The sequence below is a fragment of the Pseudomarimonas arenosa genome, assembly GCF_014841215.1.
Lineage (GTDB): Bacteria > Pseudomonadota > Gammaproteobacteria > Xanthomonadales > Xanthomonadaceae > Pseudomarimonas > Pseudomarimonas arenosa.
The window spans coordinates 20,246-33,840 of record NZ_JACYTR010000006.1 but is presented as its reverse complement, the minus strand read 5'-3'; the positions used below and the strand labels follow the sequence as shown (position 1 = coordinate 33,840).

Here is a 13,595-nt window from a genome sequence, read left to right as displayed (position 1 = left end):
TCGCCGTAGTGAGCCGGGGCGGGCAGCCGCTAAAATACAGGCTCCCCTGCTGCTGATCTGCCAATGAGCCTATCCAACGACTGCCTGACCCGATTCTTGCTCAACGCTTCCGGCGTACGTGGCGTGATCGTCTCGCTCGACGACAGCTGGCAGCAGGTGCGGCAACGTGAAGACTACTCACGCTCGCTTGCCGCGCTGCTCGGGCAGGCGCTGGCCGCGGCACCGCTGCTGACCGGCCACGTCAAGGCCAATAGCCGACTGTCCTTGCACCTGAAGGGCAGCGAATCACTGCGCACCTTGTTTGCCGAGTGCCAGAATGGGCAGGACGTTCGCGGCATCGCCATCTGGGAACCGCCACTGCCTGACCCGCTCAGCCTGGCCAATCTTGGCAGCGATGCGATGATGGCTGTCACCATCGAAAGTGCCGCCACGGCGCATGACGAGCCACGCCGTTACCAGGGCCTGGTGGCGCTCAACCACCACCGCCTCGATCACGCGCTGGAGGCCTATTTTCAGCAGTCCGAACAGTTGCCGACGCGATTGATTCTGGCCGCCGACGAACAGCGCGCGCGTGGTCTGATGCTGCAGCGCTTGCCGGACGCCGATGGCGATCAGGAAGACTGGCTGCGCAGTCAGGCGCTGTTCGACACCCTGGGTAGTTCCGAGCTTCTTAACACCGAAGTCGAGACCTTGCTGCATCGCCTGTTCCACGAGGAATCACCCGAGCTGTTGTCGAGTCAGCCGCTGCAGTTTCAGTGCAGCTGCAGCCGCGAGCGGGTGACCGGCATGCTGCAGGCACTGGGCCGCTCGGCCGCGGAAGAGGCGATGCAGGACGATCCCTCAATCCAGGTGCAGTGTGAATTCTGCGGCCAGCGCTACCAGTTTGATCGCGTCGACATCGATCAGCTGTTCGCCGACAAGCCCAGCTCACCCGGCAGTGGCCGGATCAACTAACCCGGATATTTCATGAGGTCGCGCCGAAATATCCGGGCTAAGGCTGCTGAAATGAATATTTCAGCAGCCTGTTAGGCCAAGATCCGTCACGACTGCAGCTGATAACGACGGCCCGCGCCCGTATCGACCAGGCGAACACCGTCACGCTGGGCCAGCAGCGCATGCACTGGTTGCGGCGTCGCATACAGATAGCCTTGCCCATACTGGCAGCCCAGCGAACGCACCACATCGAGTTGCGACTCGGTCTCCAGGCCTTCGGCTATCACCTCAAGATCGAGCGACCGCCCCAAGGTGCAGATCGCACGCAACACGGCGATGGCATTACCGCCGGAACCGGTGTGCAGAGCGGTGACAAAGCTGCGGTCGATCTTCAGCGCATGTAGCGGGAACTGGTGCAGGTAGCTCAAGGACGAGTAGCCGGTACCGAAATCATCCAGCGCCAATCGCACGCCGGCTGCCTTCAGCTCCAGCATCATCTCACGCACTTTCTCCGGCTCTTCGATCAGAATCCGCTCGGTGACTTCCACCCGCAGATGCTCGGCGTGGAATTCGTAGCGCGCCATCAGCTGCAGCAACCGATCGACGAAGCGGGCGCTGCGGAAGTGCCGCCCACCAACATTGATGGTGACGTAACCGCCGTCCTTGACCAGCACCCAGGCCTGGGCGAATACCAGTTCGTAGACCTGCCAATCCATCGCTTCGAGTAACCCGGTCTCTTCCGCAGTACTGAGAAACTCCTCCGGCAGCAGCTGGCCGCGTTCTGGATGACGCCAGCGAATCAGTGCCTCATAACCTACGACTTCACCGTTTTCTATGCGGTAGATCGGCTGAAACACCGGCTCGAACTCGTGTCGAGCGACGGCGCGGCGCAGATCGCTTTCCAGCTCCAGCTGGCACAGGGCCTGATGGCGCAGCTGATCATCGAACACCTCGAAACAGCGTCGTCCGCGCGCCTTGGCGCGGTACAAAGCGACGTCGGCATCGCGCAGCAGCTCTTCCGGGCTGCGATAGATGGGCCGTGACACCGCAATGCCGATGCTGGTGGACGAGAACAGCTCCTTACCCTCAACAAAGATCGCTTCGTTGAGGGCGACGATCACTTGCTCGGCCAACAACACGGCATCGGCTTCCGACTCGATTGCCTCCATCAGGATGGCGAATTCGTCGCCACCCAGCCGCGATACCAGGCCGCGACCGGACACCACGTTGGACAGTCGCTGGGCCACTTCTTTCAGCAGCCCGTCGCCGACCCAATGCCCCATCGAGTCGTTGATCACCTTGAAGCGGTCAAGATCAAGAAACAGAATGCCGAAGCGATCCTGTTGCCGACGGCTGTAGCGGGCCAGGGCCTGCGCCAGACGCTGCATGAAGGCGGCACGATTCGGCAGGCCGGTCAGCGAATCGTGGTTGGCGGCGTATTTCAGTTCGCGTTCAAAGCGTTCACGCTCGGCGATCTGCTGGCGCAGGTCACGGTTGGCGGCAAACAAGGCCTGGGTTCGATCGCGCACCCGATCTTCCAGCTCGGCATTGGCCTGACGCAAACGTTCGGCAGCACGCACTCGCTCCAGGGCATTGCCGATATGGATCGAGACAAAGGTGAGGATTTCCTGATCGCGCCGGCTGTAGCTGTGTGCGCTGTCGTAGCTCTGAACCGCCAGCACGCCGACGGTGCCACTCTCGCAGATCAGCGGCACACCAAGCCAGACCTTGGCACGCGGGCCGTAGCTGATGATCTCATTGCTGTCGTGCAGCTGATCAATCATCTCGCGGTCCGCCAGCAAGGCCTGCCCGGTGCGCAGCACGTATTCGGTGAGGCCGCGACCGATCTCGCGCCGCTCGCGTTCGGCATCGCGCTCGTCGACTGAATAGGGAAAATCGATGGTACGACCATCGTCACTTAACATGGCGATGTAAAAGTTTGCCGCGTACAACAGGCGACCGATCACGCGATGCACGGCAGCAAAGAAATCTTCCAGCGTGCCCTGCCCGGCCCCGAGCTCAGCGATACGGAAAAGGGCAGCGTGCAGTTGCTCGCCCCTTTGTCGCTCCTCGACTTCGGCACGCAGCGCCTTGTTGGCTTCGCGCAGTTCGTCGGTGCGTTCGTCGACACGCCGCTCCAGCTCGATCTGAGTCCAGCGCTGCTGCAGGGCGCTGGACAAATGCAGAGCCACAAAGGTGAGCAAGTCGCGCTCGCGATTGCTGTAGTGGAACTGCTCGTTGTAGCTCTGCACGCAGACAGCACCGAACACATCACCGGCAAAGCTGAGCGGCACGCCCAACCAGTCGACACTGGCCGGACCAAAATGACCGCGATCGGCACCGATCTGCAGGCAGAGCAGGTCGGAAGGCCCCATCAGCGACTCGCCGGTAGTGACCACATAGGCGGCCAGGGAGCCCTGCATCTCACCCAGGCTGAAGGTTTGATCGGGGCGCGGTGCGGAGCGATCCTGGCTGTCTAGGAAGTAGGGAAAGCTGATATCGCCACTGCGGCGGTCGCGCAGCACCACGAAGAAGTTCTCGGCGTACATCAGACCGGCGACCAGACCGTGGATCAAGCCGAGCAGCTCCGACAGGTCGCGGCCCGAGTTGGCCAGGCCGGCAATGGTGTATAGCGCGCGCTGCATGCGCTCGGCTTCGGCCAGCCGGGTAACAGCCGAATTGAGACGCTGCATCTCCAGCGCAGCTGGCACCCGCAGCGACAGCAGTTCGGCCGCGCGCTGCATCGGTTCGGCCAGCTTGGCCGGCGCTTCTGATCCCAGGCACAGCAACACCGCGCCGGAGCGGCCACCGACTTCAACAAGGGGGTGAACCGCACGCAGGGTATCGCGCCGAAAGCGGCGCGCGATCACCGCTTCCCGAGCCATTTCCCGATCGCTCTCGGTCCATTGTTCACCCGCCGACGCGAACAGGTAGAAGCCGTCTCGGTCGAGTATCCAGATCTGGCAACCGGTAGCGGCCAGCCGTCGCTCGGCCCAGGCCGACACAGAGTCAACCAGCTCTTGCCCGGATGATCCGGTCAGCAGCAGGTCATCGCGGGAAACTTCCATTGCAAATGAGGGCTCGGGTAAGCCGACCGGGGGATTCACGACCAGCAAAGGGGACACCAGGGATCGAATCTTGAACGGAGTTTAACTGACATTGCTCACTTCCAACCGCGGACGAGCAAAAGAGTGCACGGCAGCCCCGTTAAAAACTGGTAAAAGGCGCTACAATTCAGGGAACTTGATCGCCGGATTGGAAGTCGATGTTCGGCAGACTGGGTTTGACGTCAGCGAGACGTCTGCCTGGCCGCCGATGCGAACGGTGTGAGCGAAGCCATGGGAGGCAGGTCGGTGCTAAAGCGCACGTTACTGACATTGCTGAGTTGCTGGTCCTTGGGAGCCTTTGCACAGGCACAGCCCGAGCGTCCGCTGCTGCCCACTCAACTGGCCGGCGAAAGCGCGGCTTGGCAGCTTTCCACTCGCAGTAGCGCGCTGCCCAATAGCAGCGCCGACCTCGATCAGTGGCTTGGCGCATTGCAGCCAAGAATGGGCCAGCAAGACTCCCGCTTGCGCGGCTTTCTGCGCGAGGAGTCCAGCCTTGCGCGCGATGCCTTGTGCAACGACTCCTCGGCGCTGACCGGGCCCTGGGGCAGTCTGGCCGAGCTGTGCCTGGGCACCATGCTGGAGTCGCCGAACCGAAATCCGTTTGGAGCCTTGCAGGCCGGCGTCAATTATGGCGTGCAACTGAATGATATCGGCTGGCTGGACATCAGCTACGGCCTGGGCTGGTTGCAGAACTATCAGAACCTTGAGGCGAGCAGCCTGTCGGCCAACTGGTCACCGACCGGTGTGGTTGATCCGATGGTCAGCCTGCAGCCGAATCCTGCGCTTTGGCCTCAGGTGGACGGCCACTTCCAGACCTTGAGCGGACAGATCTGGCTCAGCGATCGCAGCTGGCTGCGGGTGTCCGGCAATCAAGTGCGGATGCGCGCCGAACAGACAGCACAGTGGCTGTTCCCGCGCAGCTGGAACCATTCGAGCATCAGCGTCGATGCTGGCTACGGTGCGTTCGCTGGCAGCGTGGTCGGACATCGCTCGCGCGCACCGTGGCGACCGGATGGCTTGTTCGATGTCGACCTCGGGATCAGCTGGCGCACCCCTTGGGCAGGCAAGCTCACCGTGGGCGCACGCAATGTGCTGAATTCTGCGGAGCAGTCCTTGCCGCAGACAGCAGAAGCGGAAAATCCGCTGCTGCAGGGACGCACGCCATACGTGCGTTATCAGCAGGATCTCTAACAGCGCTCAGCACACCTGAACCGTAGCGCTGTGGTTTGACGCGGTTTGCTTCGTACTGCCAAGCTGGCGCTGCTCAGCGCAGCCCTTCCTCCCCCTCCGGATAACCGAACAGCGCCAGATACGGTGCCAGCACCGGCTGGATCGGCGACAGGTGCTGCGCATAGCGAACCCAACGCCCGCGCGAACGGCGGTAGATGGGGCGAGTTACCTGCTGGTAGCTGTTGGTCTTGATATGCGGTCGCGATGACAGGGTGCGCAGATGGTCACCCATCTCCGGCCGCCACTCGATATCGAGAAAGCGGCAGACCTGTTGCAGTACGGCATCGCGATCCTCAACCAGATCCTCGTAGCGCACGTACATCCATGACTGCTGCGCAATGCAGCCTTGGGTTTGCTGCCAGATCTGCATCACCCGCGCATACACGCGAGCAATCTCCTCGATCGAATGGAAATGCGCGAATACGTCATTCGCAGCATAGTTCTGCATGAAATTGCTCAGCACCACATCGAGCGGGTGGCGCAATGCAAACAGGAAGCGCGCGCGCGGGAACAATCGGTTAATGAAGGCCAGATAGGCCGAACGCATTGGCATCTTGTCGACCACGATGCCGCCGGGTTGAGGTTTGATCCCTTCCTCGGCCAGACGCCGGCGGTAGTGCTGACGCAGCCGTGCTCGATCCTCGGCAGAGGTACTGGCTAAGCCGTGCGGAAATCCGCCGTGGCGCTGATCAACCTGCCAGAACACTTCCTCCATGGTCTGGCGTTCTTCCAGCGACTGGATCTGCTCGTGACCATCCAGCATCAGATCGAGCAGGGTCGTGCCAGAGCGCGGAAAGCCAAGCAGAAACACCAGATCCTCGCCCAGGTCCTCATCTGGCTCGATGACCGGGGCCGGGGCGCCGTCGGCGGTCCAGTCCTGCAGCGCGTCGAAAATGCGATCGAGCGCCTGCATATCGACCAGGCGCGCACGCATGCCCAGGCGGGCATGACGATTGCTCTCCAAGAAGGCAGCGAATGCCTCGTCGTAACGAGCGCACTCGTCGAACGCAGTTCCCCGCTCAAAGTGAAACCATTGCTGCAAATGCGGAGGAATGGCGGCCGCGGGTATCGACATCAGCCGCGTCAAGGCTTGCTCAGCATTACCCCGACGGCGCTCGATCTTGGCCGCTTCGTAGCGCAGCACCGGATCCTGCGGAAACCGCTGCAGTGCGCTCTGAACTACCTGTTCCGCCTCATCGAGGCGATTGGCCACCTCCAGGGTTGAGACCAGCTCGGCATGCAATTCAGCAAGATCGGGGGCCAGGCGCAACACCGTTTGCAAGGACTCGACCGCCTTCTCGATCCGCGCCGTCTCAACATAAAGTTTCGCCAACTGACGCCAGGCGAGCAAGGGCAGCTCACCGGGCGGAGAGCAATCGATTGCCTGCCGATAGCGTTGCTCGGCCTCTTGATAGCGCCGCAACATGTGCAGACAGCTGCCGCAGTTGACCAAGGCATCCGGATGCGTGGGCGCGTTCTGCAGCACAGCCTCGAACTCAACCAGGGCCTCGTCGGGTCGCGGCACACCGAGCAGGGTCACAGCCAGATTCAAGCGCGCCTCGACGAAACCTGGCGATAAGTCGACGGCCCGTCGAAAAAGCTGCAAGGCTGACTCCGATTGCCCAAGCGCGCGTTCTACGTGACCGAGATTATTCAGCGCCTGCACATAGCCCGGGTCCTTACTCACAGCCTCGCGCAGCGCCGCCAACGCTTGATCCCGCCGCCCCAAGTTGAACAGCGCGCGAGCGAAGTGGTTCAGCACTCTTGGATGACCCGGCGATTGCTGCAGCAAGGCCGCACACTGCTGGGCTGCGCGCGCCGGATCGCCCTGGAAATGCGCCCGAACTGCCTGTTCCAGCCCTTGCTGCAGCGGCTCGGTTGGCACGCTCTGAAACAAGCCGAGTAGTGCCGGCACATCGCGCGCGGCTACCCAGTATTCGACCAGCAAGGCACGACATTCGGCATCCTGGCGCTGCGCCATCAGAGCTGCGATACCGGCGGCGTAGTCGCCACGCCGAAACTCAGCGTTCGCCAGTTCCAGCGCCGTCGCCGACCCGCCCGAGACGCCTTCGCTGAGTGACGCTCTGGGGAAGAATTGTTTCATAGGGGGATTGCTGCCGTGTTGCGGGGGGCGTAACTGTTGCATCTCGGCTGCATCGTCGCAACCTGACGCCTGATCTCAGTCGGCTCGCAACCAGCCAGTGATGCTCAGTCGCGGCAACGGGGCATAGGGCGCAACCGTACTGACCGCGTGATATTGCGGCGTGGTGAAAAGGCTCAGCGTGTTGTAGGCCGGCACAAAGGTGTCCTGAATCTGGCCGCTGTCGCCGTCGTAGAAATTCAACAAGCCGCCCCAATCCGGATGCCAGCGCTCACTCAGGCTGAGCACATAAGCCACGCGGCGAATCTGCCCGGTGGGCGAACCGTCATCATCGTGCGCGGTCAGGAAATGGCCAGGCAGGTAGCGGGTAGCCTGAGCATCGACTTTGCGGATATCGGTAAAGCCGGTGAGCTCGCGCATCGGCTGCAGGAAGCCGGGGCTATTGAACTGCTCGACCAAACGATGAAGAGGTGAACTGGGGTCGCGACCTTCGAGATAGGCGGCGATCAACATGTAGGAGTGGTGCCAGAACTGAAAGCTGGTCTTGGCCTCTTCGCAGACCTGCTGGTAGAGACGCTGCTGCTCGATGTCTGCCAATTGCGCCCAGCTTGACGCATCGATCAAGCGCGATTGGCCGTTTTGAAGAAAAGCCACTCCCCAGGGCAGTTGCTGCAAGCACTGTTGCAGCTGTGCGGCCAGGTTGGGCTTGATTGCCTGCGGGATCTGCACCCGTCCGCGGCTGCGCAGGACCTCTCGGTAGTGTCGCCAGTCCAGGTCGGGGTTCAGGATCGATTGCATCGGCTCGCGGGGCATGGCAATGGGGCGATTGTGCCACAGCCGGTATTCGAGCTCAGACCCGAGAATGAAGCGCTTAGGCAAAAAAAGAGGCCGCGGCGTACGCCGCGGCCTCTTAAGGTCAAGCCAACTTCTTTATTAGAAGTTCTGACGGTACTGCATGTAGTAGTACGCGCCGCCCGGCAGGTCGTAACCGGCATCGAACGAGTGAGCGAACGAGTTGTACTGCAGAATCGGCGGCTCTTTACCGAACACGTTACGTGCACCGACCGAGATCTTCGCCTTCCACGGAGCGTTCCAGCCCACCTGCAGGTCATGATAGGTGACCGAGCCAGCACGCAGGGTGGCATCGCCGCCCAGGATCGGCAGATCCAGCGGATCTACGCCCAGGTACGCCACGCAGTAGATGAAACACGGCTCTTCCAGTTCCGAGTTGTAGCGCATGGTCCAGTTGGCGTCGAAATCGCCCATCTGCCACACGGTCTGGAACTGCGAACGCCATTCCCAATTCGGCGAGCCGTCGTAGAGGCCGACAGCGTCAACACCATTGGTTTCGGTCGCCATGTTGTAAGTGGTGTCCCACTTGAAGCCGAAGGTACCCCAGCTGCTGGTGTCCAGACGGTAGGCGATACCCAGGTCGATACCATCGGACATCAACGTATTCACGTTGAAGCCGGCGGTACGGACGGTGGAGATCAGGCCGCCCGGTGCGCGCTCGACGAAGTTACAGAAGTCCGGCTGGGCGCCAGTCACGTAGCAGCCCGACAGGATGCTGCCGGCCGAACGGGTGACGATGCCGTCATCCAGGTCGATCTTCCAGTAGTCGATCGACAGGTCGAGGCCTTCCACCCAGCTCGGGCTGTAGACGAAGCCGAAGGAAATGTTCTCACCCGATTCCGGACGCAGCGAGAACGGGTTACCGCCGAGCAGGGCACGCAGCTGGGTACGACCATCGACGACGCCGCCATTGGGCACGCCGGCCGCAATACAACGGGCCTGGACGTCGGCACCCTGAGCATCCCACACTGCCGAACGGCACGGATCGGCCGCCTGCGGGAAGCTTTCGCGACCGCCGCCGAACAGGTCGAGCACGGACGGAGCGCGGAAGGTTTCACCCCAGCTGGCGCGGAACAGCAGGTCTTCGAAGATCTGCCAGCGCAGGCCGTACTTCTCGGTGGTCGGATCGCCCAGGATCGGGCTGACCGGGGTCAGGCCGCTGAAACCATTGGCCTTGTAGTCCGAGTTACGGATCGCGGCACTGATGTCCAGCGACTGCACGCCCGGCAGATCAGCCAGGATCGGTGCATTGACTTCGAGGAACATATCGGCCACGCGAACCACGCCGGTGGTCGGCTCGGAGAAGTTGTCCGAGGAACCGCCGCTGGCCACCAGGGTGTCCGGCTGCGAGAAGATGTCGTCACGACGGTACTCGAAGCCCACCGCGAAGCCCATCATGCCGCCCGGCAGTTCAACCAGGTCACCCGACAGGGTGCCGCCGTAATTGAACGAGCTATTACCCTGGGTGCTGACCTGGGTGTAGCTGACGTAGTTCACCATCTGGTTGTATTCGGCCTGGGTGATACGGCCAGCCGCCAGACCCAGGTCCGGACCGCCAAACAGGTTGAACGGCACGCAGTTGGCAATCACGGCGCCCGGGGCACCGCAACGCAGCACGCCGGTGGCGTCGCGGAACGACGGGCCCAGGGCGTTACGCAGGTTAAACAGGTTGATGTAGCCGGTACCGCGCGAGTCATACTGACCGTCGTTGTACTGGGCAAACACATCCCAGTTGAAGCCGCGGTCGCCGAGTTGGAAGAAGCCTTCCAAGCCAGCCTGGGCGGAGAAGATGTCGTAGTCGTACGACGGGCTACGCGGGCCGGCGGCCACCATACGGAAGCCGGACGAACCGATGTCCACGCCGAACGGGTTGAACACGTTCTGGCCGCTGATGGGAATCGTCCACTGCGGACCCTGCGAACCGTTCACCGCCAGAGTGAGCGGCACTTCGGCCAACTGCTGGTCGGAGGTGCGCTTGGTGTAGCTGGTGCGGGCGTAGGCGGTGATGCTGTCGGTAATGTCGAACGAGCCCGACGCGAACAGGTTGCTGCGCTTGGCCGGCTGCTGCAGATAGTTCACCGGCGCGAAGTTGTAGCGATTGGCGTTGGTGAACGGGGTGAAATCGCTGGGCGAAGTGCCCGGGCGACCCGGAATCAAGCTGACCGAGCCCACGCCCGGCACCACGAAACGGCCGAAGTCCGGGAAGGACGAGCCGCAGAAACCGCCGATGGCGGCAATGGCGGTACCGCCGACCACGTAGTCCGGATCCTGCGAGATCACTTCGCAGCCCGCGTACGGGGTCTGGGAGATGAAGCGGTCGCCAGCGAAGATCTCATCCTGCGAGGAGTGGCTCAGGGCCATCACAGCGCGGGCACGCTCGCCGGTAGCACCGACCGTCAGGTCATAGGTGGTGCGGTCGCCGTCGCCGTCCGAGGTCTGGCCAAAATAGAAGCCAGCCTGGGCGCCGTCGAAGTTGCGACGGGTGATCAGGTTGATCACGCCACCGATGGCGTCGGAACCGTAAATCGCCGAGGCGCCGTCCTTCAGGACTTCGACGCGCTCAACGATGGCCAGCGGGATGGTCGACAGGTCGACGGTGGCGTCGATGTCGGTGATCCAGCGCTTGCCGTCGACCAGCACCAGGGTACGGCTGGCGCCCAAGCCACGCAGCGAGATCTGCTGCGAGCCGTCGCTACCGTTGGTCTGGGTGGTGACGGTGCTGAGGCCGCCGCCGTCAGACGCGGTCAGGTTGTTCAGCAGATCGAAGACGGTGTTAAGACCGGTGGCTTCGATTTCGGTACGGCTGATGACCTGGACCGGCAACGCGGTTTCGGTGTCAGCACGCTTAATGCGCGAACCGGTGACCTCGATGCGGTCGAGGGTCGCGGTGTCGTCCTGCGCGTAGGCAGGCGCGGCGCTCAGGCCCATCAGGCCGACGGCACCAGCGGCGAGACCGTAGCGTACGGCGTCGCTCAGCAGATTACGGTTGAAATTCATTCGCTCTCTCCAACGTTCAGAGTGTCTTTGCACACAGATCGGGACAAATAAATCTTCCAATCCTTGGAAGTGCCGGGCTGTACGGGTCTTCCCCACACGGTGCGCAGCAGCGCCGGAGTCTAACAACAAACTTTTAACGTTGGAATCCCCGCAACGGAGGCTGTTGCAAAAATGCAACATCGGCTCGGCGCAAGACTTGAAGCGGCCATTTCTGCGGCCTACCGCGCTGAACAACGAAAAAGCCCGTGGGTCGGATCCACGGGCTCTCAAAACATCGGTACCGCGTTTAGGCTATTGCGTGCGCAGTCGCACATCTCCGCTGAAGCTCTCCAGACGGATCTCACCACGCCCGTCACCCAAAGCATGACGCAGCTTCGCCCCTGGGCCGTATTCTTCGCGCTCGACCTTGCCCACCGGGCTGCTGATATCGCCGCTGAAAGTTTCGATGCGCAGGTCGCCTGAGGCACCGGGCGGCAGAGTCAGCTCGATATCACCACTCATCGCTTCGAGCTGGATGCGCCCGCCCGACACCATCTTGGCGTCGACCAACAGATCGCCGGACACCGTGCTGCCGACGATCTTTTCCATGCCGGCGGCGTTGGCATTGATCTTGGCTCGGCCCGACACTGTTTCGACCCGCAGGCTGCCCTCGCCCTGGCCCGACAGATCGATATCTCCGCTAACCGTCTCCAGCTCGACCTTGCGCGCGCCCGCGGTCTTGAGAATCAGGTCACCGCTCACAGCGGTCACCTCCACTTCGCTCGCCGTCGAATCGAGTTCGATATCGCCGCTGACCGACTCGATTTCCACCCGGGCGCCGCCGACACCAGCGACGTCGATGTCGGCCGACACCGATTCAACCACCAGGGTCACGCCGGTGGGCAGATCGACTTGCAGAGAGCTGTCGCGCACTTCGCTGCGGCCCCACCAGCCGCCCCAGCCAGACTGCTCGGGATAGTCCACCCGCACCGACCAGCGCTGCGGATCACCTTCGACGATCAAGCCCTTGGCCCCCTCGCCGATGGTGCCGACGATGCGCAGCTCATTGCTGCCACCGCGCACCCGAATATCTCCGCGCATGTTGTGAATCTCGACCCGCGCGTCGGGTGCGATCTGCCGGGTTTCGTCAACCTTCTGTTCGGCTTGCACAGAACTGGCCAACAACAAGGCGGGCAGGCAGATCGCAGGCATCCACAGGTTCCGTTTCATTACACGCTCCTCGCTTGATCCCGGCCGACTGTCGCGGCCGCCAGATATTGTTTAGAAATGCGCAGTCGCCAGGCATAGGTACGGCGCAGCTGTTCCATCAACAGCCGCGATTGCGGCGCTGCATTCAAAGCCTCACGAATGCGCCTCGCATCCTCGTCCAGGCTGCTGGCCAGGGCCTGCAGATCGGGAGGCAAGGGCGCCTTGGCCACTTCGGCCAGTGCCGCCCGATATTCCAGGGTGATCAATTCGGCATTGCCCAGTCGTGCCGTGTGCTCGACGCTGGCGATCTGTGGGTGAGTGGCCTCCGGGCCGGATGCCCAGCGCCCACCCAACACGACCAGCAGCGCCAAGGCAGCCAGCGAGGCTGCCATCGCCCATGGCCAGTAGCTGGGCGTGGCGGGCTTGCGCGCTGGGCGGCGATCGTCCAATCGAGCCACAATCGCCGGCCACAGGTCATGTGGCGGCTCGTGCTGCCGCTCACCCAGTCTCGCCAGTTGTCGTCGCAGTTCGAACTCATCCATTACCGTGTCCCTCCAGTCGCTCGCGCAACAGGCCGCGGGCCCGATGCAGCTGCGCCTTTGAACTGCCCACCGCCATACCGAGCTCGCCGGCAATTTCCTGGTGGGTCCAACCTTCCACGTCGTACAGCAACAACACCGCTCGCGCCCGCGGTGGCAGGCTCTGTACCGCCTGCTCCAGGTCGATCTGGCTGGAGCGGCTGCGGCTGGGGGCGGAAAACTGTTCCAATTCGATATCACTCAGTTCCTGCCGATCCGACCTGGCATGGGCGCGCAGATCCATCAGCGCGGTGTTCACCGCCAGACGATGCAACCAGGTCGAGAACGCGCTGTCGCCACGGAAACCGGGCAAGGCCTGCCAGGCCTTGACGAAAGCTTCCTGGGTCAGCTCTTCGGCTCGTGCCTCATTGCCGCCCACCAGGCGCCAGATCACCGAATACACCCGTCTGGCATGCGACCGGTACAGACGCTCGAAGGCTGAGCGATCGCCCGCAGCGGCCTGGGAGACCCATTCTCCCAGCGGCTCGGTGCCCACTTCAGTCGTTTCGAACGCCGCAGTCATGGTCAGCATGTTCACTTGGATGCGCCCCGCGGCGCCAGGGTTTAGCTGCTTGCCAAAAAAGCGCGCTCTGGCGTCGGTGACTCGAC

9 protein-coding genes are annotated in these 13,595 nt (G+C 62.6%); 2 read left to right on the top strand and 7 right to left on the bottom strand.

Annotation, left to right across the window (positions count from 1 at the left end; translation table 11 throughout):
* Positions 1 to 63 precede the first annotated feature (63 nt).
* Complete coding sequence (gene hslO / locus IFO71_RS04435) at positions 64 to 954, top strand: Hsp33 family molecular chaperone HslO (protein ID WP_192028334.1); 891 nt, start codon at positions 64 to 66, stop codon at positions 952 to 954.
* 86 nt (positions 955 to 1,040) lie between these two features.
* On the opposite strand, the gene IFO71_RS04430 is transcribed toward hslO, so the two are convergent.
* The gene (locus IFO71_RS04430; RefSeq protein WP_192028333.1) at positions 1,041 to 4,001 is read right to left on the bottom strand and encodes a GGDEF domain-containing protein; all 2,961 of its coding nucleotides are present in this window, start codon (positions 3,999 to 4,001) and stop codon (positions 1,041 to 1,043) included.
* 285 nt (positions 4,002 to 4,286) lie between these two features.
* On the opposite strand from IFO71_RS04430, the gene IFO71_RS04425 reads away from it, so the two are divergent.
* Positions 4,287 to 5,231, top strand: a complete 945-nt coding sequence (locus tag IFO71_RS04425) for a hypothetical protein (RefSeq protein WP_192028332.1) — start codon at positions 4,287 to 4,289, stop codon at positions 5,229 to 5,231.
* A gap of 73 nt (positions 5,232 to 5,304) precedes the next feature.
* On the opposite strand, the gene IFO71_RS04420 is transcribed toward IFO71_RS04425, so the two are convergent.
* The 6 genes from IFO71_RS04420 to IFO71_RS04395 all read right to left on the bottom strand — a co-directional run bounded on the left by IFO71_RS04420 (position 5,305) and on the right by IFO71_RS04395 (position 13,509).
* Positions 5,305 to 7,374, bottom strand: a complete 2,070-nt coding sequence (locus tag IFO71_RS04420; RefSeq protein ID WP_192028331.1) for a tetratricopeptide repeat-containing sulfotransferase family protein — start codon at positions 7,372 to 7,374, stop codon at positions 5,305 to 5,307.
* A 75-nt stretch (positions 7,375 to 7,449) separates the two neighbouring features.
* On the bottom strand, positions 7,450 to 8,169 hold the full coding sequence (locus IFO71_RS21750; RefSeq protein WP_225444380.1) for a 2OG-Fe(II) oxygenase: 720 nt from the start codon (positions 8,167 to 8,169) through the stop codon (positions 7,450 to 7,452).
* A 135-nt stretch (positions 8,170 to 8,304) separates the two neighbouring features.
* The gene (locus tag IFO71_RS04410; protein ID WP_192028329.1) at positions 8,305 to 11,220 is read right to left on the bottom strand and encodes a TonB-dependent receptor plug domain-containing protein; all 2,916 of its coding nucleotides are present in this window, start codon (positions 11,218 to 11,220) and stop codon (positions 8,305 to 8,307) included.
* Between the two features lie 291 nt (positions 11,221 to 11,511).
* Entirely contained in the window at positions 11,512 to 12,429 is a 918-nt protein-coding gene (locus IFO71_RS04405) for a DUF4097 family beta strand repeat-containing protein (RefSeq protein WP_192028328.1), read from the bottom strand.
* Positions 12,429 to 12,950 carry a hypothetical protein gene (locus IFO71_RS04400; protein WP_192028327.1) on the bottom strand — a complete coding sequence of 174 codons (522 nt, stop codon included), beginning with the start codon at positions 12,948 to 12,950 and terminating at the stop codon, positions 12,429 to 12,431. The genes IFO71_RS04405 and IFO71_RS04400 overlap by 1 nt, the downstream gene beginning before the upstream one ends.
* Positions 12,943 to 13,509, bottom strand: coding sequence for an RNA polymerase sigma factor (locus tag IFO71_RS04395; RefSeq protein ID WP_425502869.1), 567 nt, complete (start codon positions 13,507 to 13,509; stop codon positions 12,943 to 12,945). The genes IFO71_RS04400 and IFO71_RS04395 overlap by 8 nt, the downstream gene beginning before the upstream one ends.
* Positions 13,510 to 13,595 lie beyond the last annotated feature (86 nt).